Annotated in this window: 20 protein-coding genes and 2 tRNA genes; 13 read left to right on the top strand and 9 right to left on the bottom strand. The window is 74.8% G+C overall.

The annotated features are described in order from the left end of the window. Nucleotides 1-50: 50 nt before the first annotated feature. The gene (locus ACIA8O_RS18875) at nt 51-1,688 is read left to right on the top strand and encodes an ABC-F family ATP-binding cassette domain-containing protein (protein WP_396295008.1); all 1,638 of its coding nucleotides are present in this window, start codon (nt 51-53) and stop codon (nt 1,686-1,688) included. A 134-nt stretch (nt 1,689-1,822) separates the two neighbouring features. Here ACIA8O_RS18875 and ACIA8O_RS18870 read toward each other — a convergent pair whose 3' ends face one another. Further along, complete coding sequence (locus tag ACIA8O_RS18870; protein WP_396295007.1) at nt 1,823-3,481, bottom strand: FAD-dependent oxidoreductase; 1,659 nt, start codon at nt 3,479-3,481, stop codon at nt 1,823-1,825. 98 nt (nt 3,482-3,579) lie between these two features. Between ACIA8O_RS18870 and ACIA8O_RS18865 the strand changes: the two genes are divergently transcribed. The 4 genes from ACIA8O_RS18865 (at nt 3,580) to ACIA8O_RS18850 (ending at nt 7,696) form a co-directional block, all read left to right on the top strand. Further along, nucleotides 3,580-4,179, top strand: coding sequence for a helix-turn-helix domain-containing protein (locus tag ACIA8O_RS18865; protein ID WP_396295006.1), 600 nt, complete (start codon nt 3,580-3,582; stop codon nt 4,177-4,179). Nucleotides 4,180-4,259: 80 nt separating this feature from the next. Continuing rightward, nucleotides 4,260-4,934 (top strand): nitroreductase family protein, encoded by a 675-nt coding sequence (locus ACIA8O_RS18860; protein WP_396295005.1) that lies wholly within the window; start codon nt 4,260-4,262, stop codon nt 4,932-4,934. 85 nt (nt 4,935-5,019) lie between these two features. Then, a complete protein-coding gene (locus ACIA8O_RS18855; protein WP_396295004.1) occupies nt 5,020-5,613 on the top strand; it encodes a GNAT family N-acetyltransferase in 594 nt (197 codons plus the stop codon). Between the two features lie 199 nt (nt 5,614-5,812). Then, nucleotides 5,813-7,696, top strand: a complete 1,884-nt coding sequence (locus ACIA8O_RS18850; protein ID WP_396295332.1) for a TerD family protein — start codon at nt 5,813-5,815, stop codon at nt 7,694-7,696. A 7-nt stretch (nt 7,697-7,703) separates the two neighbouring features. Here the strand turns inward: ACIA8O_RS18850 and ACIA8O_RS18845 are convergent, their stop codons facing one another. The 4 genes from ACIA8O_RS18845 to ACIA8O_RS18830 form a co-directional block, all read right to left on the bottom strand. Beyond that, on the bottom strand, nt 7,704-8,690 hold the full coding sequence (locus tag ACIA8O_RS18845; protein ID WP_396295003.1) for a hypothetical protein: 987 nt from the start codon (nt 8,688-8,690) through the stop codon (nt 7,704-7,706). A 135-nt stretch (nt 8,691-8,825) separates the two neighbouring features. Continuing rightward, entirely contained in the window at nt 8,826-9,329 is a 504-nt protein-coding gene (locus ACIA8O_RS18840; RefSeq protein WP_396295002.1) for a peptidylprolyl isomerase, read from the bottom strand. 60 nt (nt 9,330-9,389) lie between these two features. After that, nucleotides 9,390-9,884, bottom strand: a complete 495-nt coding sequence (locus tag ACIA8O_RS18835; RefSeq protein WP_396295001.1) for a flavoprotein — start codon at nt 9,882-9,884, stop codon at nt 9,390-9,392. Nucleotides 9,885-9,969: 85 nt separating this feature from the next. Then, nucleotides 9,970-10,926, bottom strand: a complete 957-nt coding sequence (locus ACIA8O_RS18830) for an aldo/keto reductase (RefSeq protein ID WP_396295000.1) — start codon at nt 10,924-10,926, stop codon at nt 9,970-9,972. 160 nt (nt 10,927-11,086) lie between these two features. On the opposite strand from ACIA8O_RS18830, the gene ACIA8O_RS18825 reads away from it, so the two are divergent. The 4 genes from ACIA8O_RS18825 (at nt 11,087) to ACIA8O_RS18810 (ending at nt 13,763) form a co-directional block, all read left to right on the top strand. Beyond that, nucleotides 11,087-11,160, top strand: a tRNA-Ser gene (locus ACIA8O_RS18825). A gap of 8 nt (nt 11,161-11,168) precedes the next feature. Then, nucleotides 11,169-11,241: transfer RNA gene (locus ACIA8O_RS18820), tRNA-Ala, on the top strand. Then, complete coding sequence (locus ACIA8O_RS18815; RefSeq protein ID WP_396295331.1) at nt 11,200-12,624, top strand: SDR family oxidoreductase; 1,425 nt, start codon at nt 11,200-11,202, stop codon at nt 12,622-12,624. The genes ACIA8O_RS18820 and ACIA8O_RS18815 overlap by 42 nt, the downstream gene beginning before the upstream one ends. Then, complete coding sequence (locus tag ACIA8O_RS18810; protein ID WP_396294999.1) at nt 12,618-13,763, top strand: ribonuclease inhibitor; 1,146 nt, start codon at nt 12,618-12,620, stop codon at nt 13,761-13,763. The genes ACIA8O_RS18815 and ACIA8O_RS18810 overlap by 7 nt, the downstream gene beginning before the upstream one ends. A gap of 120 nt (nt 13,764-13,883) precedes the next feature. Here the strand turns inward: ACIA8O_RS18810 and ACIA8O_RS18805 are convergent, their stop codons facing one another. Further along, the gene (locus tag ACIA8O_RS18805; RefSeq protein ID WP_396294998.1) at nt 13,884-15,032 is read right to left on the bottom strand and encodes a hypothetical protein; all 1,149 of its coding nucleotides are present in this window, start codon (nt 15,030-15,032) and stop codon (nt 13,884-13,886) included. Then, nucleotides 15,029-15,679 carry a LysE family translocator gene (locus ACIA8O_RS18800; protein WP_396294997.1) on the bottom strand — a complete coding sequence of 217 codons (651 nt, stop codon included), beginning with the start codon at nt 15,677-15,679 and terminating at the stop codon, nt 15,029-15,031. Before ACIA8O_RS18800 ends, ACIA8O_RS18805 begins: the two co-directional genes overlap by 4 nt. 134 nt (nt 15,680-15,813) lie before the next feature. Here ACIA8O_RS18800 and ACIA8O_RS18795 point away from each other — a divergent pair, with 134 nt between their 5' ends. From ACIA8O_RS18795 to ACIA8O_RS18785, 3 genes are all read left to right on the top strand, one after another. Next, on the top strand, nt 15,814-19,191 hold the full coding sequence (locus ACIA8O_RS18795) for a hypothetical protein (protein ID WP_396294996.1): 3,378 nt from the start codon (nt 15,814-15,816) through the stop codon (nt 19,189-19,191). Between the two features lie 167 nt (nt 19,192-19,358). Then, the gene (locus ACIA8O_RS18790) at nt 19,359-20,180 is read left to right on the top strand and encodes an SDR family oxidoreductase (RefSeq protein WP_396294995.1); all 822 of its coding nucleotides are present in this window, start codon (nt 19,359-19,361) and stop codon (nt 20,178-20,180) included. A gap of 250 nt (nt 20,181-20,430) precedes the next feature. Further along, complete coding sequence (locus tag ACIA8O_RS18785; RefSeq protein WP_396294994.1) at nt 20,431-22,536, top strand: SpoIIE family protein phosphatase; 2,106 nt, start codon at nt 20,431-20,433, stop codon at nt 22,534-22,536. Between the two features lie 67 nt (nt 22,537-22,603). On the opposite strand, the gene snpA is transcribed toward ACIA8O_RS18785, so the two are convergent. Next, complete coding sequence (gene snpA, locus ACIA8O_RS18780) at nt 22,604-23,251, bottom strand: snapalysin (RefSeq protein WP_396294993.1); 648 nt, start codon at nt 23,249-23,251, stop codon at nt 22,604-22,606. 201 nt (nt 23,252-23,452) lie between these two features. Between snpA and ACIA8O_RS18775 the strand changes: the two genes are divergently transcribed. Next, the gene (locus tag ACIA8O_RS18775; RefSeq protein WP_396294992.1) at nt 23,453-24,421 is read left to right on the top strand and encodes a LysR family transcriptional regulator; all 969 of its coding nucleotides are present in this window, start codon (nt 23,453-23,455) and stop codon (nt 24,419-24,421) included. A gap of 7 nt (nt 24,422-24,428) precedes the next feature. Here ACIA8O_RS18775 and ACIA8O_RS18770 read toward each other — a convergent pair whose 3' ends face one another. Beyond that, nucleotides 24,429-25,247: a hypothetical protein gene (locus tag ACIA8O_RS18770; protein WP_396294991.1), complete on the bottom strand. Its 819-nt coding sequence runs from the start codon at nt 25,245-25,247 to the stop codon at nt 24,429-24,431. Between the last annotated feature and the right edge of the window lie 50 nt (nt 25,248-25,297).

Below are 25,297 nucleotides of genomic sequence, written 5' to 3'. Positions count from 1 at the left end.
CAACGGATTATTCGGAGGCTCTCCCCGGGCCCCGTAAAATCGGCCGCATCATGAGTGCCACTCTCGTAGTCAAGGACCTGAGCGCCGGCCACGGCGACCGCATCCTCTTCTCCGGCCTGGACCTGGTCGTCGCCCCCGGCGACGTGATCGGGCTGGTCGGGGTCAACGGTGCGGGCAAGTCGACCCTGCTCAAGCTGCTGGCCGGGCTGACCAGCCCGGAGGGCGGCTCGCTCAAGCTGAGCCCGCCGACCGCCAACGTCGGTCACCTGCCGCAGGAGCCGGAGCGCCGGGAGGGCGAGTCGGTCCGCGAGTTCCTGGCCCGCCGCACCGGCGTGGCCGCCGCCCAGGCCGCGCTGGACGAGGCCACCGAGGGCCTGGTCGAGGGCCGCCCCGGCGCGGACGACGCCTACGCCACCAGCCTGGACCGCTGGCTGGACCTCGGCGGCGCCGACCTGGAGGAGCGGGCCGAGGAGGTGGCCGACTCGCTCGGCCTCAAGATCAGCCTCGACCTGCCGATGACCGCCCTCTCCGGCGGCCAGGCCGCCCGGGCCGGCCTGGCCTCGCTGCTGCTCTCCCGCTACGACGTCTTCCTGCTCGACGAGCCCACCAACGACCTGGACCTGGACGGCCTGGAGCGGCTGGAGAACTTCGTCAAGGGCCTGCGCGCCGGCACCGTGCTGATCAGCCACGACCGCGAGTTCCTCACCCGCACCGTCACCCGGGTGCTGGAGCTGGACCTCGCCCAGCAGCAGATCAACCACTACGGCGGCGGCTACGACGCCTACCTGGAGGAGCGCGCGGTGGCCCGCCGGCACGCCCGCGAGGAGTACGAGGAGTACTCCGACACCAAGGCCGGGCTGGAGGCCCGGGCCCGGATGCAGCGCGGCTGGATGGAGAACGGCGTCCGCAACGCCCGCCGCAAGTCCAGCGACAACGACAAGATCGGGCGCGCGATGCGCACCGAGTCCACCGAGAAGCAGGCCGCCAAGGCCCGGCAGACCCAGCGGATGATCGAACGGCTGGAGGTGGTCGAGGAGCCCCGCAAGGAGTGGGAGCTGCGGATGGAGATCGCCTCCGCACCGCGCTCCGGCTCGGTGGTGGCCACCCTGCGCGGCGCCAGGGCCTCCCGCGGCGACTTCTCCTTCGGACCGGTCGACCTCCAGATCGACTGGGCGGACCGGGTCGCCATCACCGGCGCCAACGGCGCGGGCAAGTCCACCCTGCTGGCCGCGCTGCTCGGACGCCTCGAACTCACCGAGGGCAGCGCGACCCTGGGCTCCGGCGTCCTGGTCGGCGAGGTGGACCAGGCGCGCGGGCTGTTCTTCGGCGGCGAGCCCCTGCTCGACGCCTTCCAGGCGGCCGTCCCGGACGCCAACCCGGAGGAGGTCCGCACCCTGCTGGCCAAGTTCGGCCTCAAGGCGGCCCACGTCCTGCGCCCCGCCGACACCCTCTCCCCCGGCGAGCGGACCCGCGCCGCCCTGGCCCTCCTCCAGGGCCGCGGCGTCAACCTCCTGGTCCTGGACGAGCCCACCAACCACCTGGACCTGCCCGCCATCGAGCAGCTGGAGTCCGCCCTCGCCTCCTACACGGGGACGCTCCTGCTGGTCACCCACGACCGCCGCATGCTCGACGCCGTCACGGTCAACCGCCGCCTCCAGGTCGCCGACGGGCGCGTCGTGGAACTCTGACCGAGGCTGCACCTCCGGGGGCGCGAGGAACTGCGCGAGGCGGAAGGCGGCCCACCTGCAACTGAACCACCATCAGCCAGTTGCAGGTGCTGCCTTTCCACCGCGCGCAGTTCCCCGCGCCCCCGGCGTGACCGCTAACGCACGCGGCGGACCCTGAGCAGGTTGTCGGTCCGGGTGCCCGGGGTGCCGTCCGGGGACGGGAAGTCCCGGGGCTCCAGCTGGCTGCGCTCCACCACCCAGTCCCCGTCCGGCAGTTGGAGAGCAGCGAGCACCTCGTCCGTGCTCGGGAAGACCATCCCCGGGTGCCGGTCCTGCGCCCAGGACGGGTGCTCGTAGTGCCCGACCACCAGCAGCGTGCCGCCGACGGCCACCGCGGCCGCCGCGGACCGCAGGATCACGTCGCGGTCCAGCTCCACGTCGGCCGGCGAGTGCAGGAAGTGCGCCGAGACCAGCTCGTACTCCCCCTCCGGGAACGAGACCCCGAAGTCGTGCCGCTGCCAGTCGATCCGCGCCGCGACCTCCGGCCCGGCCGCCGCCGCGTGCTCCACGGCCCGCTCCAGCGCCACCTTCGACACGTCCGTCGCGGTCACCGTCCACCCCCGCTCGGCCAGCCAGAGCGCGTCCGCGCCCTCCCCGCACCCCAGGTCCAGCGCCCGGCCCGGCGTCAGCCCGGCCGCCTCCCGGACCAGCGTCGGGTTCGGGTTCCCGCTCCAGATCCGCTCGCTCTCGCCGTAGCGGCCGTCCCAGAACTCCTCCACCGCCGCGCCGCCGCGCTGGTGCCCGTGCTGGTGTCCGTGCCCGTGCTCGTGGTTGCCCATACTGTTCTCTCCCTCTTCCCGCATCCGGTACGCCGCGACCGCGCGGCGCGTCTCCTCGGCCGTCAGGTCGGCGTTGACCGCCGCCCCGGCCCGTACGCCGGCCGCCGCCGCGGCCACCACCTGGTCCATCAGCCCGGTGACGTTGCCCGCCAGCCAGACCCCGGGCACGGCGGTGGCGCCGACCGGGTCGGCCGCGAAGTGCGTGCCGATCACGTGCCCGTCCCGCTCCTGCTCCACCGGGGCCAGGCCGAGCGACTCCAGCAGCCCGCCGCCCCGGGCGGTCAGCCGGGTGGTGACGGTCAGCGCGCGGCACGGCACCAGCCGCCCGTCGGCCAACCGCAGCCCGGCCATCCGGCCGTCCGCGCCGCCGACCACCTCGGCCACCTCGCCCTCGACCACCTCGATGCCGCGCGCCGCCAGCTGCTCGCGCTGCTCCGCGTCGAGCTCGGGCCCGGTGTGCCGGAAGAGCGTGATCCGCTCGCTCCACTGACGCCACATCAGCGCCTGGTGCACCGCGAACGGCCCGGTGGAGAGCACCCCGATCTCCTCGTCCCGCACCTCCCAGCCGTGGCAGTACGGGCAGTGCAGCACGCCCCGCCCCCACTGCTCGGCCAGCCCGGGCAGCTCCGGCAGCCCGTCCGCCAGACCGGTGGTGACCAGCAGCCGGGCCGCCGCCACCTCCCCGCCGTCCGCCAGCCGGACCACGAAACCGCCGTCCGCCCCGCGCTCCGCCGCCACCGCCGTGCCCCGGCGGACCTGCCCGCCGTAGCCGCGCAGCTCCTCCCGGCCGGCCGCGACCAGCTCGCCGGGCGGGGTGCCCTCGCGGCCGAGGTAACCGTGCACCCCGTCCGCCGGAGCGTTCCTCGGGCGGCCCTCGTCGACCACCAGGACCGAGCGCCGGGCCCGGGCCAGCGTCACCGCTCCGCTCAGGCCGGCCGCACCGCCGCCGACCACCACCACGTCGTACCGCTCCATCTCGGGCCTCCTTTCCACGTCCCCGCCTCCACGTCCCCGAGCCTGCACCCGGCCCCGCGCGATTGACAAAGAACCTTGCCGAAGCAGCAAATGGACGGATGGACTTCGAACCCGTGCTGACCGCCGTCGGCCCGCGCCTGCGGGCGCTGCGCCAGGCCCGCGACCTCACCCTGAACCGGCTGGGCGAGACCACCGGCATCTCGGTGAGCACCCTCTCCCGGCTGGAGTCCGGCCGGCGCAAACCCACCCTGGAGCTGCTGCTGCCGCTGGCCCAGGCGTACGGGGTGCCGCTGGACGAGCTGGTCGGCGCCCCCGCCACCGGCGACCCGAGGATCCACGCCCGCCCGTTCACCCGGCACGGCCGCACCTTCATCCCGCTGACCAGGAACCTCGGCGGCATGCACGCCTACAAGATGGTCATCCCGCCGGACCGCACACCGCCCGGCACCCCGGTCGAGCGGGGCACCCACGAGGGCTACGAGTGGCTCTACGTGCTCTCCGGCCGGCTCCGGCTGCACCTCGGCGAACACGACCTGGTGCTCAAGGCGGGCGAGGCCGCCGAGTTCGACACCCGCACCCCGCACGCCTTCGCCAACGCGGGCGACCGCCCGGTGGAGTTCCTCAGCCTGTTCGGTGCCCAGGGCGAACGGATGCACGTCCGGGCCCGCCCCACCCAGGCCGGCGACCACTCCGACTGAACCTGCCCGACCGCACCGGCCCGGAAGGAGAGTGGTCCAGACCTTCCCCCGACCCCCCGTCATGTGCTGTGCTGTGCGCCATGGTTGACAGCACCGCACCGGCGGCCACCCACCCCACCGTGCCGCTCCGCCCCATGACCGTGCCCGCCCACGAGGCGGCCGCCCGCACCCAGGCCTTCCACGAGGTCATGGACCAGCGCCGCACCGTCCGCGACTACTCGACCCGGCCGATCCCCGAGGAGGTGATCGACTGGGCGATCCGCACCGCCTCCACCGCCCCCAGCGGCGCACACGTCCAGCCCTGGCGCTTCGTCGTGATCACCGACCCCGAGCGCAAGCGCCGCCTGCGCGAGGCCGCCGAGGCCGAGGAGCGCGAGTTCTACGACCACCGCGCCTCCGAGGAGTGGCTCACCGCCCTGGCCCCGATCGGGACCGACTGGCACAAGCCCTTCCTCGAGGACGCCCCGGCCGTGATCGTGGTCTTCGAGGTCCACAAGGGCCCGGACTCGCCCCGGCCCTACTACACCAAGGAGTCGGTCGGCATCGCCGTCGGCTTCCTGCTCGCCTCCCTCCACCAGGCCGGGCTGGCCACCCTGACCCACACCCCGAGCCCGATGAAGTTCCTCAACGAGGTCTGCGACCGCCCGCAGGAGGAGCGCGCCGCGTACGTCATCCCGGTCGGCTACCCGGCCGAGGACGCCCGGGTGCCCGACCTCCACCGCAAGCCACTCGACGAGGTCCTGGTCCGACTCTGACACTCCGTCCGGAATACCGGCAGCGGAGTCCGTTCAGCGAAAAACCCCCTGGTCGGGGGCGGTAAAGGGAAGGCATAATCCGCGCATGAGCGAGACCACCCCCGAAGCCGCCCCCGCCCAGTCCCCCCTCACCCCCGGCCGCCCGCCGGAGCTGATCACCCTCCCCGACGGCGTCCACCTGCGCCGCCGCACCCTTGCGGACTCGGACCGTCTCAACGAGGCCACCGTGGCCAACCTCGACCACCTCCGCCCCTGGATGGAGTGGGCCGCCTCCGCCCCCACCCCCGAGCACACCCGCGAGCTCGCCCTGGCCGGCATCACCGCCTGGGAGGACGGCACCGACTTCATGTACCTGGCCGGCCTCGACGAGGACCCGGGCAGCGTGGTCGGCGCCTTCGGCCTGCACGGCCGGATCGGCGCCGGCGCCCTGGAGATCGGCTACTGGGTCTCCGCCTCCCACACCGGCCGCCGCATCGCCACCAACGCCGCCGCCGCCCTCACCGACGCCGCCCTCGCCCTCCCGGGCATCACCCGCGTCGAGATCCGCTGCGACGAGGCCAACCACCCCAGCGCCGCCATCCCCCGCACCCTCGGCTACCACCTCGACCGCACGGTGGACTACACCCCCACCGCCCCGGCCGAGACCGGCCGCAAGCTGATCTGGACCAAGGAGTCCTGACCTCCCGTCAGGTGGGGCGCACGCGACCCCACCTGACGGCTTCCCCCGATCGGCCCACATCCGATCGAGGGCACACGCACGGCCCCCGGAGTAGGCTCCAGCTACCGCCCGGCCGTCGACCCACGGCGCACTCCGCTCCGCTGAGGCCGCCCCTTCCGTCGCCGGCGGCCCGGCCCCGGGAGGTCCGACCGTGCACGAGATGACCAAGGGCGCCAACATCGGCCTGGACACCCTCACGACCGAGCTCGACCCCTTCGTCGTGAGCGTCGGCTGGAGCAGCCCCACGGGTGAGGGCGACGCCGACGTCTCCGTCCTCCTCGTCACGGCGGACGGCAAGGTCCGCAGCAACGCCGACTTCCTCTTCTACAACAACCCGGCGGCCGCGGACGGCAGCGTCCAACTGCTCGGCCAGCGCCTGACGGAGAGCGGCGCGGAGGACCGGATCGGGATCGACCTCTCGGCACTGCCCGCCGAGGTCGAGCGGGTCGTGATCGCCGCGAGCCGTCATCAGCTCGCCCCCTTCAGCCAGTTGGAGGCCCTCCGGGTCGGGCTCGCCGACTCCTTCGGCGAGCAGCTGCTCGGCTTCGCGATCGAGCCTTCCGGCGCGGAGAACGCCCTCGTGTTCGGCGAGCTCTACCGGCTGGCCGGGCACTGGAAGTTCCGTGCGGTGGGCCAGGGTTACGACACCGGCCTGGCCGGGCTGGCCACCGCGTTCGGGGTCGAGGTCGACGACGAGCCCCCGTCCCCGGTCGTCGCGGCCCCGTCAGTGGCTTCCGCCACCCCGGTGGCCGGGCCCGTGCGCACCACCAGGAAGAAGGTGACACTGCCGAAGGAGGCGAAGGACTCCTTCGCCGAGAACGCCCAGTGGCACCCGGCCCGCCTCTTCCCCGCCCCGACGCTCAAGAACGACCACGAACGCGAAGTCCGGGCCACGTCCGTGCTGCTGGCCGTGATGGCCCAGGTGCCGGAGTTCGGCCGCCGGCTCACCGCTCCGTTCGGCGCACCGGCCGGCCGGATGGAGACCTTCACCGAGGTGAAGCTCCCGCACGGCAAGGGCACCAGGTACCCGGACGGCGTGATCGTGGTCGAGCGCGCCGGGGGGCCGTGGCGGGCCCTGGTCGAGTCCAAGACCAACGGCAATCCCCTGAAGTCGGCTCAGATCCAGGACTATCTGGACATCGCCGCGCACCGGGAGGACGACGCCGTGATCACGGTCTCCAACGACGTGGCCGTGGACGGCCTCCCGCTGGTCAAGGTGCGGACCGACAGCGCAGGCCGGCATCGGGTCGGGCTCTGGCACCTGTCGTGGGCCGAGATCGCGCACCAGGCGAAGATGCTGATCCGGCACGAGGGCCTCGGGCACCCGGCACACGCCTGGCTGCTCCAGGAGCTCCTCCACTACCTCCGGCACGACCACTCGGGCTGCCACGGCTTCCAGCGCATGGGCCCGGCCTGGGTACCGGTGCGGAACGCGGTCGAGTTGAGCAAGCTCCAGCGGGGCGACGAGCGCGCCCTCCAGGTGGTGGAGAGCTGGGAGCGCCTCACCCAGCAGATCTGCCTCGAGCTCGGCGGTGAACTCGGGGTCCGGGTACGGCCGGTGATCAAGCGCACCGACCGGGCCGAGGGGGCTCTGGGCCGTCTCACCGCCGCCGCGGACCGGCTGGCCGACGAGGGCCGTCTGCACGCCGAGATCAGGATCGACGACGCGCCGGGGAACCTGCTGCTCACGGCGGACCTGCGCGCCAAGAAGCTGTGCACCTCGATCGAGGTCCCCGCGCCGGAGCAGGGACGTCCGTCCGACTGGGCCGAGCGCCTGGTCGGACAGCTCGCCGACGCTCCCGCCGGCCTCCACGTCGAGGCACTCGTCGACGGGACGCCCCAGGGGCCGTCCCGGACCTTGAGCGCGCTGCGGCTCGTACCCGGCGAACTCCTGCCGCGGCACGACTCCCGCCCGACCGGCTTCCGGCTCTCGCTCTACAAGGGCCTCCCCGACAAGGGCGGCCAAGCCGGGGCCACCTTCATCCGGAGCGTGGACACCGCGGTGGGGAGGTTCCACTCCACCGTGGTCGCGGCCCTCACCTGACGCGTGCTCAGGAGAGCACCCAGCGCGGCGGGTGCCCCAGGTCGGCGGGGCAGGTGAGGACGTGGAGGTCCCGGTCGCGGCCGAAGCGGAGCCGGGTGGGGGTGGCCGCGGACAGCCCGAACCGGACCGACTCCTTCCCGGTACGGTCCGGGTCACGGTCCTCCAGTGGCACCCAGCTGTGCGAGCCACCGTCGTACTCACCTCCCTCGGCCGTCAGCAGCAGCCGCATCGGGGTGGCACAGGACGCGCAGTCGACGGCCATCGGGCCGGTCGACGCCCAGCTGGGGAAGCCGCCGACCCGCCAACCGGGCGGGATCGAGAGGTCGCACTGGTAGTCGAGGGCGTCGGGACCGCGCTCCGCCCGCTGGGCGTCCTCCCAGGCGTCGATGCGCGCGATCAGCTCGGCCGGCAGCGTGTCGTCCTCGGCCCAGGGGTAGGTGTCCACCTCTTCCGGATGCAGCACGCACGGTTCGGGGAGTTCGTGCTCCCAGCGGAGCAGGGGCGCCACGGGTGGATCGACGCGGAAGCGTCCGGCCCGCTCGGTGCGGGCGGCCGACCGCCACTCCAGGTGGTAGCGGCGCTCCAGGTACGGGCCGTGGGTCCGGGGGCAGCGGAACAGCTGCACCAGGTCGGCGCCGTCCGGCCCGGGGGCGAGCCCCGGGATGTCGCGGCGGAAGAGCTGGGCCAACGCCAGGAACGGTACCGGGCCGGGCCCGTCGTCCGAGGGCCACGGCCGGCCGGCCGGGTGGCTGCCGTCCGCCCGGGTACGGCGGATGTCCTCCGGTGCGTACCCCTCGGTCTCGGGCTGGTGCGGCTCGCGGCAGGGCGGCCACGGTTCGTCGCCCGGCCAGAGCAGCGGGCCGCCGATGTGGCTGTCGTGCCGGCCGGGGCGGCCGGGTCTCGGGTGCAGCCGGGTGACCCGGCCCCGGTAGGGGGCCAGCTCCGGGAAGAGGGCCTCCGCGGAGACCGGTCGGGGCGGCGTGGTCCTGGTCATGCCCGGGACGGTAGGGGGCCGGGCAGTCGGCGCGCCATCGGTTTGTCCGGGAAGGCCAGGGCGGCCGGGAAGGCAGGTGACTCCCCTCCCGGGGCCGTGCGGGTGCGCGGCCCCGGGGCGGGGGTGTCAGGGGACTCAGACGGTGCCGGAGTCCTTGATGACGATCTTCTTGGAGGTGCGGCCGGACTGGCTGCCGAAGCCCTCGATCGCCTTGACGACGTCCATGCCCTCGACGACCTCGCCGAAGACGACGTGCTTGCCGTCGAGCCAGTCGGTCACGATGGTGGTGACGAAGAACTGCGAGCCGTTGGTGTTGCGGCCGGCGTTGGCCATCGAGAGCAGGCCCGGGCGGTCGTGCGTCTTGGTGAAGTTCTCGTCCGCGAACTTCTCGCCGTAGATGCTCTTGCCGCCGGTGCCGTCGCCCCGGGTGAAGTCGCCGCCCTGGAGCATGAAGGCCGGGATGACCCGGTGGAAGGTGGACTCCTTGTAGCCGAAGCCGTGCTGACCGGTCGCCAGCTCGCGGAAGTTCTTCGCGGTCTTCGGGACGACGTCGTCGTACAGCTTGAAGACGATGCGGCCCAGGTCCTCGCCGTCGGCGGTGACGTCGAAGTAGACGTTCTTGAGGTCGTTCTCGCTCATTGCTCTGCTCCTCGTGATGTGGATGTTGTTCCCCCGAGAGCATATGAGAGAACCGGCCCGCTACGGGCCACCGACCGCATCCAGGGCCTCGGACCATGGCAGGTCCGGCCCGGAGGTGAGGACCCGGGCGCCGGCCGAGCGGAGGGTGGCGAGGCTGCGGGGGTACTGCGGGTGGGCGGCCAGGGCGTCGTTCACGCAGGGCAGGACGACGACCGGGAGGCCCTTGCCGAAGGCCTCGGCGGTGTAGCCGACGACCCAGGAGGAAGTGAGGCCCAGGGCGAGGGAGTTGAGCGAGTTGAAGGTGGCCGGGCCGAACAGGACGGCGTCCGGCGGGGGCAGCAGGTCGGGTTCGCCGGGGCGGCGGTAGCGGCTCTTCACCAGGTGGCCGGTGAGCTCGGTGAGGGCCGGGATCTCGGGCCCGAGCCAGTCGGCGGCGGTCGGGGTCAGGCCGAGGCAGACGTCCCAGCCGCGGGCCTGGGCCTGCTCGATGACGGAGCGTACGCCGAGCACGGGGAAGGCGGCGGTGCCGAACAGGTACAGGACGGGTGAGGGCATTCGCACATGCAAGCGCGTGGACCGGAGGAACGGCAAGCCGGGCCGTCCCCGCGCGACGGCGGGGGCGGCCCGGCCTGAGCGCGCGTCAGTAGCGGTCGCCGACCGGGGCCGGGAGGGCGTCGAGCTCGGCGAGGTCCTCGGCGGTGAGCACGAGGTCGGCCGAACCGGCGTTGTCGGCCAGGTACTTGGGGGTCTTGGTGCCGGGGATCGGGATGACCAGGCTGCCCTGGGCGACCACCCAGGCGAGGGCGACCTGGGCCGGGGTGGCGCCGTGCGCGTCGGCGATCCGGCGGACGGTGTCCACCAGGGCCTGGTTGGCGGCCAGGGCGTCGGCCTGGAAGCGCGGGAGGGTGGAGCGCCAGTCGTCGGCGGGGAGGTCGGCGGCGGTGCCGAAGCGGCCGGCCAGGAAGCCGCGGCCGAGCGGGGAGAAGGGCAGGAAGGCGATGCCGTTGGCCTCGGTGTACGGGAGCACCTCGGCCAGCGCGTCCCGGGTCCAGAGCGAGAGCTCGGACTGCACGGAGGCGACCGGGTGGACGGCCCGGGCGCGCCGGATCTGCTCCACCGTCACCTCGGAGAGGCCGAGCCGCCGCACCTTGCCGGCCGCGACCTGCTCGGCCATCGCGCCCCAGGTCTCCTCGACCGGGACGGCCGGGTCGACCCGGTGCAGCTGGTAGAGGTCGACGTAGTCGGTGCCGAGGCGGCGCAGGCTGTCGTCGATGGAGGCGCGGACGTGCTCGGGGCGTCCGTCGTTGCCGACCCGGGCCCCGCCGAGGCCCGTCACCAGGCCGACCTTGGTGGCCAGCACGGCCCGCTCGCGGTACTCCCCGGCCAGGCCCTTGCCGACCAGTTCCTCGTTGTCGAACGGCCCGTAGACGTCCGCCGTGTCGATCAGGGTCACGCCCAGGTCCAGTGCCTCGCGCAGCACCCGTACCGAGGTCGCGTCGTCCCGTCCGTTCGGGTCGTACGCCCAGGTCATGCCCATGCACCCGAGCCCGATCACGCCGACCTCGGGACCGCCGGTGCCCAGGGTGGTGTTGCGCATGCTTCTTCACTCCTCCGGTGTGGCCGATCGTCCGGAGGCCCACCCTGCCCCTTGGAGTGCACTCTAGGTCAAGAGCACCGCGCGGGTTCCGTCCGTGCCCGCACCCACCGCGCGTATTCGGATGATCCCGTGCGCACCGACCCGCTAGCATGTGCGAACCGTCCGGGCGTAGCGCAGAGGCAGGCGCATGCCTTGCTCAGGCAGACACGCCGGTTCGAATCCGGTCACCGGGCGGCCCGGACGGTCCCGTAGCGCAGAGGCAGGCGCACCTGCATGGCATGCAGGATCACGTCGGTTCGAATCCGACCGGGACCGGACGGGTTCACGGAGGGGCGAGGGGCAGTGCAGCAGGACGAGGTGACGGAGCGGGAGCTCGCCGACTTCGAGCGGACCCTGGGCCGCCTGCGGCGCCTGCCCGTGGACCACCCGGTACGGCTCCGGGCCGAGCGCAACAGCGACTCCTTCCTCCGGGAGAGCCGCAAGCTCCGCCGCCGGGCCCGCACGGCCGCCGACGCCGTGCTGACCTCCGCCACCGCCACCGGCGGCCTGACCCGCCGTGAGGACGCGCCGCTGCCGGAGCGGGCGCCCGCGCCCGCCGGGCGGCTGCACCGGGCCCGGCACTGCTACGTCTGCAAGACCGCCTACCGGCAGCTGGACGGCTTCTACCACCTGCTCTGCCCGGACTGCGCCGCCGACAACACCGCCTTCCGTGCCCTGGGCACTGACCTGCGGGGGCGCCGCGCGCTGCTCACCGGCGGCCGGGTGAAGATCGGCTTCCAGCTGGCCCTGATGATGCTGCGGGACGGCGTCGAACTGACCGTCACCAGCCGTTTCCCGCACGACACGCTGCGCCGCTTCCGGGCCGCCAAGGGCAGCGCGGACTGGCTGGACCGGCTCTCGGTGGTCGGCATCGACCTGCGCGACCCGCGCCAAGTGCTGGGCCTGTGCGAGGAGTTGCGCCGGGACGGGCGGCCGCTGGACATCCTGGTGAACAACGCCGCACAGACCCTGCGACGCCCGCCCGAGGCGTACGCGCTGCTGGCCGCCGGGGAGACCGAGGCACTACCGCCCGGGGCACCGGTGCGGCAGGCGCCCGGCTTCCGGCCGATGCCCGCGCTCACCACCGCCTGGCCGGCCGCCGAGCTGGCGGCCGGCCCGTCGGCGGGCGTGGTGCTGCCGGAGGCGGACGAGGCCGGACTGCTGCCGGACACCGCGCCCGCCAACTCCTGGTCGGCCCGGCTCGGGGAGCTGGACCCGGCCGAGGTGCTGGAGACCCAGCTGGTCAACTCCCTCGCCCCGGCACTGCTCTGCGACCGGCTGCTGCCGCTGCTGCTCGCCTCGCCGCACCCGCACCGGTACGTGGTCAACGTCACCGCCGTGGAGGGCCGCTTCGAGGTCCGCAACAAGACCGGCGGCCACCCGCACACCAACATGGCCAAGGCCGCGCTCAACATGCTCACCCGCACCAGCGCGGCCGAACTCGCCGAGCAGGGCGTGCACATGTGCGCGGTGGACACCGGCTGGATCACCGACGAGAACCCGGCCCCGAAGAAGGCCCGGATGGCCGGGCACGGCTTCCGCACCCCGCTCGACGTGGTGGACGGCGCGGCCCGGGTCTACCACCCGATCGTCCGCGGCGAGGCCGGGGAGCCGTACTCCGGCGTCTTCCTCAAGGACTACCGGGAGGCGGCGTGGTGACCGCGGGCCGGGAGCCGGAGCTCGGTCCGCTGCTGGGCTGGCTGCGCGCCGGGCGGGCCGCCGCCGAACGGATCGACTTCCCGGTCGGCACCGCCCTGCCGGACGGCCGACTGGACCTGTGCAAGCAGCAACTCGGGCCGGACGGTGCGCGGTTGGTCGCCGAGGCGCTCCGCCCGCGCGCCGCGGACGGTACGCCCGGGCCGGTGCGGCACCTGCTGCTGGGCACCGACGGACTGGGCGACGAGGGCGCCGCCGCCGTCACCGCGCGGGTCCTGGTCGCCGACGTGAGCACCCTCTACCTGGGCTGCAACGGCATCACCACCGGCGGGGCCTGCCGGATCGCCGACCAGCTGCGCGCCTCCCCGCAGGCGGTCCGGGCACTCTGGCTCAAGCGCAACCCGCTGGGCGACGCGGCGGGCGATCTGGTGCGCGCGGCAAGCGAGTTGCGCACGCTGGACCTGGTGCAGACCGGTCTGACGCCGGCTGCGCTGGCCGAGTTGACGGACGCCCTGCTGGCCACCGACCGGCCGCCGCTGGAGCGGCTCTACCTGGGCGGCAACCCGCTCGGGCCGGAAGGTGCCGAGCAGGTGGCGCGACTGGTGGCGGCCGGCGCGGTGGGTGAGCTCTACCTCTCGGCGGCCGGGCTGGGCGACCGGGGCACCGGGGCACTCACCGCCGCCCTGCGCTCCGCCCCCTACGGTCGCCTCACCCGGCTCTCGGTCGCGAGTTCGGGGATCGGGCCGACCGCGCTCGCCGAGCTGGTGACGGCGGCGGCCGGGGCCGGGGTGGAGCTGCTGGACCTGGGCCGGGTCCGCGCCGCCGCCCACCTCGGCGCACCGGACAACCGGCTGGACGAGACGGCCGCCACCGCCATCGGCTCCGCCCTGTCCGGAGCCGCACACCGGCTGCGACACCTGGTGTTGAGCAACACCGGCCTGCGCAGCCGGGCGGCCCACCGCCTGCTGGACGCCGCCCCGGCGGCCGCCACCGCGACCCGCTACGTCCTCGGCAAGGGCGTGGCCACCACCGTCCGCCGCCGCCTGGACGCCCTCAGCGCCCACCTCCCACCGCCCGCCCTCCCGGCGGACGTGGCGGCGGTGATCAGCGTCCACCGCACCGCACCGCCAACGGCGAGCTGACCGGCCGTCAACGACCCGAGCGGACCGCCCCGGTCGACGGCACCAGGCGGCCGGACGGCAGCCGGGGCGGGCCGGACCGAACGGGCCCGCCCCGGCCACCGCACCGCAACCGGCTCACCGTCAGCGCGACCCGCGCAACCACCCCAGCCACCCACCCCGCCCCGGCGGCGGTGCGGCCTCCCGGTCGGTGGTCCCGCTGCCGGACGGTCCGGGGAGTTCGCCCCGCGCCCGGCGCTCGGCCATCCGCCGGCGGTGCTCCGCCAACGGGCTGTCGGGGGCCGCGGCGGCACGGGCGGATGCGGTCCGCAGGGCGGCAGCGGGGTCGGCGGCCCGCTCACCGGCCGCTGTGCGCGGGGTGGCCGGTGGGAGCACCGCCTCCTCCCCCGGCCGGGCCGCTCCGGCCTCGGCCAGCAGGGCACCCACGGTGCCGCGGTAGGTCGGCAGCAACCGGGCCAGCACGACCCACGCTTCCGGCCGGTCGGCCAAGTGACGGGCCACCAGGGGCCGTAGGGCCTCCTCCACCGGAGCCAGCGCGGTCGGAAAGGCCCACCGGCCCAGGTCGAGGATGCGCAGCGTGGCACGGACCAGCCCGCTCCGGTCCAGCAGTTCCCGGCACTCCACCGCCGTGGTGGCCTGCCGGAGCCGGTGCTCGAACTTGGGATGGCTGCCGAAGGCGGCCCGCAGCTCGGCCGGGCAGTCGATCCGCTCGGCCAGCGCCCACCGGGCGAAGCCGGGCAGCGGCTCGGCGGCATCCGCCTCGGCCACCAAGGGCCAGTCGGAGTAGCGGAGTTGTCCTGCGGCACTACGGGCCGAACGCAGTCGCTTGGGCCCGACGGCCGCCCTCAGCTGCGCGATCAGCTCGTCGGCCGGAGCGAGCGGAGCGGGGGCCGGGGCCCACACCCCGTACCGGGCCGGAAGCACCGGCACCGACCCGACGGTGCCCGGACCGAACGGCATCCCGTCCCGGACGTCGGCGGCCAGGCCCGGCGGCAGCCACCCGTGGCTCAGCAGTTGCCGGTTGACCTCCGGAATGTCCTCCCGCAGCATCCACCAGCCGGCGGCCCGAGGGAGCAACGGCACGAGCCCCGCGAAGAGCAGCGGCCGGTGCTCGGCGTCGCCGTGCAGGTGCACCGCTCCCGCCAGTACGCCGCCCGGTTCGATCCCCAACCGGGCGCAGACGCCAGAGCGGACCTCGACGGGCGCCAGGGTCAGCAGGTACCGGATGTTCTCCTGGGTGACCGTGTCGATCCCCGTCCGGCGGCCCCTCACGGTGCGGCCACCACGGCGCGGGAGCGGTCGGCGGCGAGCCGGACGGCGAAGGCGGCGAGGGCGGTGCCCATCGCGTAGCGGTGCACGCGCTGCCAGGTGGGGCGGCGGGTGAGGAAGGCGGCGACCGAGCCGGCGGTGACGACGAACGCCGCGTCGCTGGCCAGGCAGACCAGGATCTGGGTCAGGCCGAGGGCGAAGCTCTGCACGGCCACTCCGCCGCGTTCGGGGTCGATGAACTGCGGGAGCAGCGAGACGTAGAGGATGGCGATCTTGGGGTTGAGCAGGCAGGTGACGAAGCCCATCGCGAACAGCTTCCGCGGCCGGTCCGGGGTCAACTCCCGGGTGGCGAAGGGTGAGTGGCCACCGGGCCGGAGCATCTGCCAGGCCAGCCAGAGCAGGTACCCGGCGCCGAGCAGCTTGAGGGTCAGGTAGATCCCGGGCACCAGCGCGAAGACGGTGGCGATCCCGGCCACGGCCGCCGCGAGGTACACCAGGAAGCCGAGCCCGACCCCGGCCAGCGAGACCAGCCCGGCCCGGCGGCCCTGCAACACCGAACGGGACACCAGGTAGACCAGGTTGGGGCCGGGCGTCAGTGCCATCCCCAACGCCACCAGGGCGATCCCCGCCAATGCCGTACCGCTGACCATGCTCGTCTCCACTGTTTCGCTCCGCCCCCGGCCGACCGGGCCGGTTGACCGGCCATGATGGCACCCTGGCCCACCCGTCGGCCCCTGGTTTTTCCGTTGGCCCGGCCAGGGCCGGACCGGGCAGAATCGGCCGCATGTTCCGCATCGCCGATCAGCTGCTCCGCGCCGTCGACCCGCTCCCCGCGCCGCGGGTGGACCCGTACGTGGCCCGCTTCGCCCGCGGCCTGGACGAACGCCAACTCACCAAACTGATCGACCAGTTGGACTCGCGCGGGCCGTACGAGCGGCGCCTCGCGGCGCTGGCCGCGCTGGCCACCCGGCGGGGCGACCGGCTGGCCGGGTGGCTGGGTGACCGGGACGCGGTGGTCCGCGGGTACGCCTTCCGCGCGGTCCGGCAGGGCCTGGTGCCGGACGCGGCGGTCGAGGACGCCTACCCGTCGGCCGCCGCCGTGGAGCGCGGCCGGCTGGCCGAGGCGCTGCTGGCCGGGCGGCGGACCGGAGCGGCCGACCGGCTGGTGGACCGGGTGCGCGAGTACTGGGGGGAGGACGAGGCGGCCCGGCTGCTGCCCGCCTGCTCCCCCGCGACGGCCGCCCGGCTGCTGCCGGAGCTGGCCCACGCGGGCAACGGCCCGGCCCGGCTGGCCCGCCGTCACCCCGCCCTGTTCCTGGACCACGCCGAGCTCGAACTCGCGGATCGCACCCAGCAGTTGCGCGACGCCTGGTGGCAGTGGCGGGCGGATGCGGTGGCCGCCGTGCTGCCCGTCGACCCGGCCCGGGTGCTCACCCTGCTGGAGCGGTACGGGCCGGGCGCGCTGCCCCGGCAGGTGGCCGGGCGGCTCGGCCTGCTGGTGGCGGTGGACGCCGAGCGGGTGGTCCGCTGGCTGCTCGACCCGGCCCGGGCCGAACGGCCGCTGGTGCACCGGCCGGCCCGTTCGCTGCTGCGGCGGCTGGTCCGGGCCGACCCGCCGTCGCTGGGCGAGCTCGGCCGCCGCTGGTACGAGCAGCCCGAGCTGTACCTCGCCCTGCTGCGCGAGCTCGCGCCGAGCCGCCGGGGCACCTTCTTCGAGACCGCCACCAAGGGGCTGGACCTCACCCGCTTCACCGAGCTCGACCTGCTGCCGCGCGCGCACCGCCACGCCTGGGCCCGCGCCGAGGCCGACCGGCGCGCGGCGGCCGGGCAGAGCCGGTACGCCGTGCTGACCGTGCTCGCCCGGCTGCCCGCCGCGGAGGTGGGCGCCGAGCTGCTGGCCGCCACCCGACGCCCGTCGGCGGAGGAGCGGTCCCATGCCTGGCCGCTGCTGATCACCAACGCGGGCGGCTCCGGCGACCCCGCGGACCTGGCCCGGCTGCTGCCGCTGCTCGACCGGCTGCGCAACGAGCAGGACCCGGTGCGGTCCGCCGCGCTCGGCGCGCTGGCCGGGCTGCACCCCCGGCTCTTCGCCCCGGCCGACGCGGCCGCGCTGGGCCGGCTGACCACCGACGCGCTCACCGCCCGCGACTGCTCCCAGCAGACCAGGAACGCCCTGCGCCGACTGGCCGTCGGGATCCTGCGGGAGAACGCCACCGAGGCCGGATCGCCCTTGCTGGAGTGGTCGCTGACCACCTTTCAGCAGCTCGCCGGACACTTCGGCGGCGCCGACCTCGGCCCGCTGGAGCGCACCCTGCGCCGGGGCCAGGAGCACCAGGTGTTCACCGCGCTGCGCCCCTGGCTGCTGGCCGAGGCCCCCGGCCCGCACCACCGGCTGCTGTTCGCCCTGACCGGATCGCTCGGCCGCCGGGCGCACCGGATGCCCGAGCTCCAGGCCCTGCTGGCCGACGCGCTGGAGCACTCCGACGACGCCGCCTTCCGCACCGCCGCCCGGTACTGGCTGGACGCCCCGGCCACCCGGGACGACCGGGTGGAGCACCTGCTCCGGCTCGACCCCTCGGCCGCCGTACTGCCGCCGGTGCTGGCGGTGCTGACCACCCGTCGGGCCGACCTGCTCGACCCGCTGCTGGCCGCCGCGCCGCCGTACGGCCGCTTCCTGCCGCGCGGCACCCGGGCGCCGCTGCCACCGCTGGGGGACGCCCGGCGCTGGGCACCCCGTCAGCAGGAGGCCGCCGCCCGGCTCGCGGCCGGCACGGTGGCCGACACCACCCAACCCGTCCACCACCGGGCCTCCGCCCTCACCGCGGCCCGGGGCGTTCCGGTGCACGGCCGGCTGCTGGCCCTGGAGCACCTGGACTCCGCCGAGGTGGTGCTCGCCGAGGCCGCGCTGGCCGCGCTGCCCTGGACCGACGACCCGGCCGGGGCGCTGGCGCCACTGCTCGCCCGGGTGGACGGGGACCGGGCCCGGGTGGCGATGTACTCCGCCGCCAGGGCCGCCCGCCACGTCCGCCCCGCGGAGCTCGAACGGCAGCTGGCGCCGCTGACCACCGGCGGCAAGGTGACCACCCGCAAGGAGGCCGTCCGGCTGGCCACCGCGTACCTGCCGCCGGCCCGGGCCGCCGCCCTGCTGCGCACCGCCACCCTGACACCCGGTCAGCACCCTGACGCGCTGGCCGCCGCCATCGGGGCCGCGACCCGGCTGACGGAGCGTCCGGAGGTCTGGGACCTGCTCGAACGGGCCGCCTCCGGCCCCGCCCAGGCGCAGCAGGCCCTGGTGCGGATACGCCCGTGGCAGCTCGCCGAGGCGCACCGCGTCCGGTACGCCGGCCTGGTCGGCCGGGTCTGCCGCAGCCCCGAGCCGGAGGTCGCCGTCGCCGGGCTGGAGAGCCTTCCCCAGTGGGCCCGCTTCGCCCCCGAGGTGGCCGGTCTGCTCCCCGCCCTGGTCGCCGACCCGGCCCTGCGGGCCACCTGGCGGGCCGCCGCCCGCGCCACCGTCTCACTGGCCTGGAACGGGCAGCCGCACCCCCTGGGCGGGGCCGCGCCGGGCAGCGTGCTGCACCGCACCGTCACCGTGCTGCTCGCGGCGGACGCGGCGTCGGGCCTGCCCGGTGGGACCGCGGACGCCGCGGACACCGCGGACGCCGGGGAGGACCGGGACCTGCCGGCCCGTCAGCGCCTGCGGGAGCTGCTCACCTCCGTCGCCCAGCCGGAGCGGCCCTGGCAGCGGGAGACCGTGACGGCCCTGGCCGAGCTGCTCCGCCCGGAGCCCGCGCTGCGGGTCCGGCTGCTGCTCTCCCTGGTCGACCTCAGGGACGAGCCGGCCGTGCTGGCAGGGAGGTTGGCCGATCTGGAGGAGGCCTGCGCGGGACGTCCGGCGCTGGCCCTGCAGTGCGCGGACGCGCTCTCCCGGAGGCGGCGGAGCGCACTCATGCCCGAGGACCCGGCCGCGGTGGCGGCCCTCGCCCGGCAGCTGGCCGCGTGCGGCGGCTACCGCTCCGGCCTCCAGGCGCTCGGCCTGACCACCGTCTTCGGCCGGCGCCACGGCTGGCCCGCCGAGTGGCGGGACCTGCTCCGGACGCTGCGCCGCCACCCGGCCGAGGACGTCCGGGACAGGGCGCTGGAGCTGTTCACCGCGACGGAGTGAGGAGGGCGCGCCGGCTGGTGCTCGTTCGTGCCGGGGGCGCATCCGGCGGCGGGAGCGTGCGCCCCTGGTGCGCTTCCGCTCGCCTCGGCCGGGGCGGACGGAAGCGGAGCGGCCCGGCTCCGGATCTGGGAGCGTGGGCCGTCACCGCAGACTCGTAGGGGGAGCCCATGGCACGGCGTTGGCTGATCACCGGATGTTCGTCGGGCCTGGGCCTGGCGCTGGCCGAGGCGGTCGCGGCGGCGGGCGACACCGTCCTGGCCACCGCCCGCAAGCCCGCCACCCTGGAGGAGCTGAGGGAGCGCCACCCGGACCGGGTGCTCACCACCGCCCTGGACGTCCGCGACCAGGCCCAGGTGACGGGGGCGGTGGCGCTCGCCGAGGACCGCCTCGGCGGGATCGACGTGCTGGTCAACAACGCCGGCTACGGGCTCTTCGGCGCGGTCGAGGAGGTCGGCGACCAGGAGCTGCGGGACCAGTTGGAGACCCTGGTGGTCGGGCCGTGGCGGCTGGTCCGCGCGGTGCTGCCCGGCATGCGGGAGCGGGGCTCCGGACACATCGTCAACGTCTCCTCGATCGCCGGGCGGATGGGCCTGCCGGGTCTGGGGGCGTACGTCACCGGCAAGTACGCGCTGGAAGGCATGACGCAGACCCTGGCCGCCGAGGTCGCGGCCTTCGGCATCCGGGTCACCGCCGTCGAACCGGGCGGCTTCGCCACCCACTACGGCACCTCGGTGAACGAGAGCGCCCGCCGGCTCGACGCCTACCGGGAGCTGGTGGACCCGATGCTCGCCACCATGCGGCAGATGGAGGACCTGCCGGAGATCGGGCGGCCGGCCGACTTCGCGGAGCGCGTGCTGCGGATCGTCGCCGCCGAGGAGGCGCCCGTGCGGATCCCGATCGGCTCGGACGCCTACACCTACCTCGCCCAGGTCGAGGAGGCCGCCCGTACCGAACTCGCCACCGCCCGGGCCCTCACCGAACACCCCTGATCGGTCACCCCGGGTGCCGCCCGTGCCGCCCGGAGGGCGGCCAGGGGCGCGGGGAACTGCGCGAATCGGAAGGACGAGACCCGTGTGCCGGGTACGGACAGCCACCTGCAAGTGAACCTCCGTACCCGGTACACGGGTCATCACCTACCGCAGCGCGCAGTTCCTCGCGCCCCTGGGCCGCTGCCCTTCCGGGCGACTCCCGGACGCCCCCCGGTTTGACACCCCTGGTGGTGCGGCGTACAGAGAGGACATGCGCCAGGGTCCGGCCGACGAGGCCGTCCTCGCCGAGGCGCTGCGGCGGGCGGTCCGCACGACCTCGGCGTACGGAAGCGTGCTCTACCTGCCCTCGGCGGACCGCCGGGGGTTGGTGCTGAGTGCGGTGGCCGGGATTCCGGTGGAGTTGCTGAGCGGGTTCCGGTACCTGTCGGTGGCGGCTCCGCTGCCCGCCTCGGAGGCGTTCCGGACCGGGCGGACGGTGCTGCTCACCGACCCGGAGGAGACCATGAGGCGCTACCCCCGGGTGGCGCTGGGCCTGCCGCACCTGCAGGCCTTCGGCTGCACTCCGGTCAGTGCCGACGGTCACCCGCTCGGTGTCCTGGCGGTGGTCTGGCCGGCCGGGTACACCCCGTCGGCGAGTGCCCGGCGGCAGCTCAGGACGGTGGCCAACCGGTTGGCGGCGGCGCTCGCCGACGATCCGCCCGCACCGCCCGAGCAGCCGCTGACCGTCTCCGCCGAGGAGCCGTCGCACCCGGCCGCCGCCGCGGTGGAGCGGCTGCGCGACGGGGTGGTGGCACTCGATCCGGACGGCCGGGTCGGCTACCTGAACCGCAGTGCCGAACTGCTGCTGCGCACCGGCCGGGACGAACTGATCGGCCGTCATCCCTGGTCCGTGCTCCCCTGGCTGGCGGAGCCGGCCTACGAGGACCGTTACCGGGCCGCGATGCTGGCCCAGCAGCCGACCGCCTTCCTGGCGCTGCGCCCGCCCGACCAGTGGCTGGCCTTCGCGCTCTACCCGGACCCGTCCGGGCTGACGGTGCGGATCACCCCGGCCGAGCGGCCGGGCGTGCCCGCCGCTGCCCGGCCCAGGGCCGGAACAAGAGCCGGAGCAGGAGCAGGGGCCGGAGCAGGGCCGCGCGAGGCCCCGCCGGCCACCCCCGCCAGTCTGGGGGCGACGTACCACCTGCTCCAGCTGGCCAGCGCGCTCACCGAGGCGGTGACGGTGAAGGAGGTCTGCGACTGCGTGATCGACCAGATCCTGCCCGGGTTCGGCGGCCAGGAGCTGGCGCTCTACCTGGTCCGGGGCGGGCGGATGCACCTGATCGCGCAGTCGGGGTACCCGGACGGGTTCCTGGAGCCGTTCGAGGGGATCCCGGTGCGGGCCCGGGTGCCGGGGGCGGAGGTGTTCAGCAGCGGTGCGCCGGTGTTCTTCGAGTCGGCCCGGGAGCTCCAGGCGGCCTACCCGGGTCTGGCGCAGGACGAGATGGGGGCCTGGGCCTTCCTGCCACTGGTCGCCTCGGGGCTGCCGGTGGGCAGCTGCATCCTGGGCTTCGAGCGGTCCCGGGTGTTCGGCAGCGAGGAGCGCGCGGTGCTGACCGCCCTGGGCGGGCTGATCGCCCAGGCGCTGGACCGGGCGCGGCTGTACGACGCGGAGTTCGCGCTGGCCCGCGGCCTGCAGCAGGCGCTGCTGCCGCACCGGCTGCCGGAGGTCCCGGGTCTGGCGGTGGCGGCGCGCTACCTGCCGGGCACCCGGGGGATGGAGATCGGCGGTGACTGGTACGACGCGATCGCGGGCGGCGGGTGCGTCTCGCTGGTGATCGGGGACGTCGAGGGGCACAGTGTCGGGGCCGCTGCGACGATGGGCCAACTCCGCAGTGCGGTACGGGCGTTCGTTGACACCGACGAGTCCCCCGGCGAGGTGCTGAGCAGGACCAACCGGCTGCTGCTGGAGCTCGACCCGGGGCTGCTGGCCAGCTGTCTGCTGCTCCGGCTGGATCCGGCCAGCGGCCGGGCGAGGGCCGTGCGGGCCGGGCACGTCCCGCCGCTGCTGCGGCACCCGGACGGCCGCACCGAGCTGCTGGAGCTGCCCGGCGGCCCGCTGCTCGGGGTCGATCCCGGGGCCGAGTACCCGTGCACGGAGCTGGAGTTGGCGCCGGGGGCGGTGCTCGCGCTGTTCACCGACGGCCTGGTGGAGCGGCCCGGCGCCCCGATCGACCAGGGCCTGGACCGGCTGCGCAGCGCCCTGGCCCACAGTCCGGCCGACGGTCTCGACCGGCTGGCCGACCAACTGCTGCGCGAGGCCCGGCACTCCGACCACCGGGTGGACGACGTGGCCCTGCTGCTCGCGTCCAGGAGCTGAGCCGCGGGCATGCCGAGGGCCCGGCCGCTCCGCACGGAGGCCGGGCCCTCGGACGTCAACTAGCTTCTCACCGACCGGCCTTCGCCGTCTGCTGGGCCTTGAACGCAGCGACGCCGTTGGCCCAGAGCTGGTTCACCCGGCTCTTCTCGGCGGCGTTCGGGCGGGCGTTGGTGCAGGAGGTGCCGGGGCCGCCGCCGGACATCAGCTCGCTGCACGGGCCGGAGTAGTGGTCCGGCAGGCCGAGCACGTGGCCGGTCTCGTGAGCGGTGACCCGGGTGGAGTTGTACTGCTGGTTCTGGCGGTAGTCCAGGAAGATGTAGCCGCGGCCGTGGCCGTCGGTGGAGGCGTAGGAACCACGCGAGTCGTTGCCCTCGTAGTACTTGAAGTCCGCGGTGCCGGTGACCGAACGCAGCTGGACGTTGGAGACCGAACTGTTCCAGATCGAGGTGGAGTTGGCGATCTGGGTGCGGAAGGTCGGCGCGGAGGCGGCGTTGTAGGTGACGGTGACCGCGAGCAGGTACGGGTTGGCCGCCTGCCGTTCCAGCGCGGCCTTCATGACCGCCTCGTGGAAGGCCTTGACGTCGGCCTGCTCGGCCGCCGAGCCGGCGTACTGGGCGACGGCGGGCTGCGCGGGCGCGGCCACGGCGGCCGGGGCGGCCAGGCCGGTCAGGGCGAGGGCGGCGGCCGCGGCGAGCGAGAGCATGGAGCGCTGCATGCGGGGGACTCCAGTTCATGGGGCCAAGTCACCTGTGGGGCAGCCGGCTTGGCGTGGGGGATTGCGCTGTGCCCATGAGCTTCGGCCACCACCCCGGGGCTGCGGATGATGGCAGCCGGAGATAGCACGGGGCTATCACCCGCCTTGACAGAAGGTGTCATGTCCCTGGCGTGCAGGTCAGCGACCGCCTATGCTCCCGCTGTGGAGCTCGAAGTCAGGCACCTGCGAGTGCTGTGCGCGGTCGCCGACACCGGCAGCGTGCGCAAGGCCGCCCTGCAGCTCGGCACCACCCAGCCCTCCGTCACCACCCAGCTGCACCGGATCGAACGGGCCGTCGGCGGGCGGCTGTTCACCCGCGAGCGGACCGGCAGCAGACTCACCCCGCTCGGCCACTCGGTGCTCTCCCGGGCCCGCGGCATCGTCGCCGACATGGCCGAACTGGTCGCCGCCGCCCGGCAGGAGACCGACGGAGCGGACCGGGCCAGGCTGCGGATCGGCAGCGTCGGCAGCCGGGCCACCGCCGGCTGGCTGCGCCGGGTGCACGAGCGACTGCCGGACACCGACACCACCATCCGGATCGACGTCTCGGCCAACGCCCTGCTCCAACTGGTCGGCGCCGAGCAGCTGGACCTGGCCTTCGTGCACGAGAGCGAGGGCTTCCCGCTCCGGCTGCCCGAGGGCACCGGGCACCGCGTCCTGGTCGCCCGCGAGCCGCAGTTCGTCGCGCTGGCCCTGACCCACCCGGCGGCCGCCTCCCCCGTGGTGCGCCTCCAGGACCTGGCCGCCGACGCCTGGATGGTCGACCCGACCGCCGACCACGAGTACGCCGCACTGCGCCGCGTCCTCTCCGAGGCCGGGCTCAACCCCCGGGTGGTGCAGGTCAGGGACAACGCCACCGCCGCCGAACTGGTCGCCTCCGGCGAGGCCGTCCGCCCCTGCCAGCCCACCTCGCTCCCCGGCCCCGGCACCGTCATCCGCCCCGTCCACGGGGACCCGTTCAGCGTCCGGCTGCTGCTGGTCTGGCGGGCCCGGGCCCTCAGCAGCTGCGCCCTGGAGGGCCTGTACGGCGACCTGCGCTCGGCCTACCTGGAGCTGGCCAGGACCAACCCCTCCTACCTGGCCTGGCTGTTGAACAACGACAGTTCGCTGCCCTACCTGCTCCGGCACTGACCGCCCGTCAGGACTCCAGCAGGCTCCGCATCGAGGCGGCCATCGCGGCGGTGAAGGAGGCCCGGGTGCCGCCGTCCAGCAGGTCCAGCGAGAGGTAGGGGTTGAGGTCCTCCAACTCGACCAGCAGGAGCCCGCCTTCGGGCGTGCGACAGGCGTCCACCCGCTGGATGCCGTGGTCGAGCGCGTTCCACTCCACGAAGCGGCGGGCGAAGGCCAGGTCGGAGGGCGTGGGGTCGTAGCGCTCCAGCCGCCAGCGGGCGGCCGGGTCCGGGGCGTACAGCGCGTACTGGAACTCCCGGCCGACGTAGTAGAAGGAGACCTCGTACCGGAAGTCGATCCGGGGCTGGAGCAGCACCGTGCCGTCCAGCTCCAGGGAGGGCAGCTCCTCCGGGCGGTGCAGTGCCATCCCGATCGAGTCGGCGCCCAGCAGCGGCTTGCTCAGGTAGACGGCCGCCTCCGGCAGCCGGCCGAGCCCGTCCGCCGAGGCCACGGTGGGGATCACCGGGTACCCGGCGGCGGTGAGGTCGAGCAGGTACCCCTTGCCGGCCATGTCGCCCCGGCCGTGCAGGGGGTTGAAGACCTTGACCCCCTCGGCCAGCGCGCGCTCCCGGAACGCCTCGTGCGCCTCCCGGTACCCGAGCACCGGGCCGCTGTTGCGCACCACGGTGAGGTCGAAGCGGCCCATCAGGGCGGCGGCGTCCAGCGGGTGGCAGAGCACCGTCGCGAACTCGCCGCGCAGCGCGGCCGAGAGCGCGATGTCCTCGTCGCAGTAGCGGCGGCCCTTGGCCTGGTAGGTCAGGTCGGTGACGTAGAGGACAGTGGGCATCGGGGACTCCCTCCGGGGTGGTTCCGGCCCACCCTACGCGGCCCCGGCGC

It is taken from the genome of Kitasatospora sp. NPDC051853 (assembly GCF_044452665.1).
GTDB lineage: Bacteria > Actinomycetota > Actinomycetes > Streptomycetales > Streptomycetaceae > Kitasatospora.
The sequence above is the reverse complement of the archived record's forward strand: the minus strand, read 5'-3'. Positions and strand labels throughout refer to the sequence as shown.

What these genes read in the sequence shown, in the direction of transcription:
- ACIA8O_RS18785 (WP_396294994.1), top strand. Translation starts at nt 20,431, where the DNA reads ATGCGCCAGGGTCCGGCCGACGAGGCCGTCCTCGCCGAGGCGCTGCGG.
- ACIA8O_RS18855 (WP_396295004.1), top strand. Translation starts at nt 5,020, where the DNA reads ATGAGCGAGACCACCCCCGAAGCCGCCCCCGCCCAGTCCCCCCTCACC.
- ACIA8O_RS18830 (WP_396295000.1), bottom strand. Translation starts at nt 10,926, where the DNA reads ATGCGCAACACCACCCTGGGCACCGGCGGTCCCGAGGTCGGCGTGATC.
- ACIA8O_RS18845 (WP_396295003.1), bottom strand. Translation starts at nt 8,690, where the DNA reads ATGACCAGGACCACGCCGCCCCGACCGGTCTCCGCGGAGGCCCTCTTC.
- ACIA8O_RS18815 (WP_396295331.1), top strand. Translation starts at nt 11,200, where the DNA reads ATGGCATGCAGGATCACGTCGGTTCGAATCCGACCGGGACCGGACGGG.
- ACIA8O_RS18865 (WP_396295006.1), top strand. Translation starts at nt 3,580, where the DNA reads ATGGACTTCGAACCCGTGCTGACCGCCGTCGGCCCGCGCCTGCGGGCG.
- ACIA8O_RS18795 (WP_396294996.1), top strand. Translation starts at nt 15,814, where the DNA reads ATGTTCCGCATCGCCGATCAGCTGCTCCGCGCCGTCGACCCGCTCCCC.
- ACIA8O_RS18875 (WP_396295008.1), top strand. Translation starts at nt 51, where the DNA reads ATGAGTGCCACTCTCGTAGTCAAGGACCTGAGCGCCGGCCACGGCGAC.
- ACIA8O_RS18770 (WP_396294991.1), bottom strand. Translation starts at nt 25,247, where the DNA reads ATGCCCACTGTCCTCTACGTCACCGACCTGACCTACCAGGCCAAGGGC.
- ACIA8O_RS18870 (WP_396295007.1), bottom strand. Translation starts at nt 3,481, where the DNA reads ATGGAGCGGTACGACGTGGTGGTGGTCGGCGGCGGTGCGGCCGGCCTG.
- ACIA8O_RS18850 (WP_396295332.1), top strand. Translation starts at nt 5,813, where the DNA reads ATGACCAAGGGCGCCAACATCGGCCTGGACACCCTCACGACCGAGCTC.
- ACIA8O_RS18840 (WP_396295002.1), bottom strand. Translation starts at nt 9,329, where the DNA reads ATGAGCGAGAACGACCTCAAGAACGTCTACTTCGACGTCACCGCCGAC.
- snpA (WP_396294993.1), bottom strand. Translation starts at nt 23,251, where the DNA reads ATGCAGCGCTCCATGCTCTCGCTCGCCGCGGCCGCCGCCCTCGCCCTG.
- ACIA8O_RS18790 (WP_396294995.1), top strand. Translation starts at nt 19,359, where the DNA reads ATGGCACGGCGTTGGCTGATCACCGGATGTTCGTCGGGCCTGGGCCTG.
- ACIA8O_RS18800 (WP_396294997.1), bottom strand. Translation starts at nt 15,679, where the DNA reads ATGGTCAGCGGTACGGCATTGGCGGGGATCGCCCTGGTGGCGTTGGGG.
- ACIA8O_RS18860 (WP_396295005.1), top strand. Translation starts at nt 4,260, where the DNA reads ATGGTTGACAGCACCGCACCGGCGGCCACCCACCCCACCGTGCCGCTC.
- ACIA8O_RS18835 (WP_396295001.1), bottom strand. Translation starts at nt 9,884, where the DNA reads ATGCCCTCACCCGTCCTGTACCTGTTCGGCACCGCCGCCTTCCCCGTG.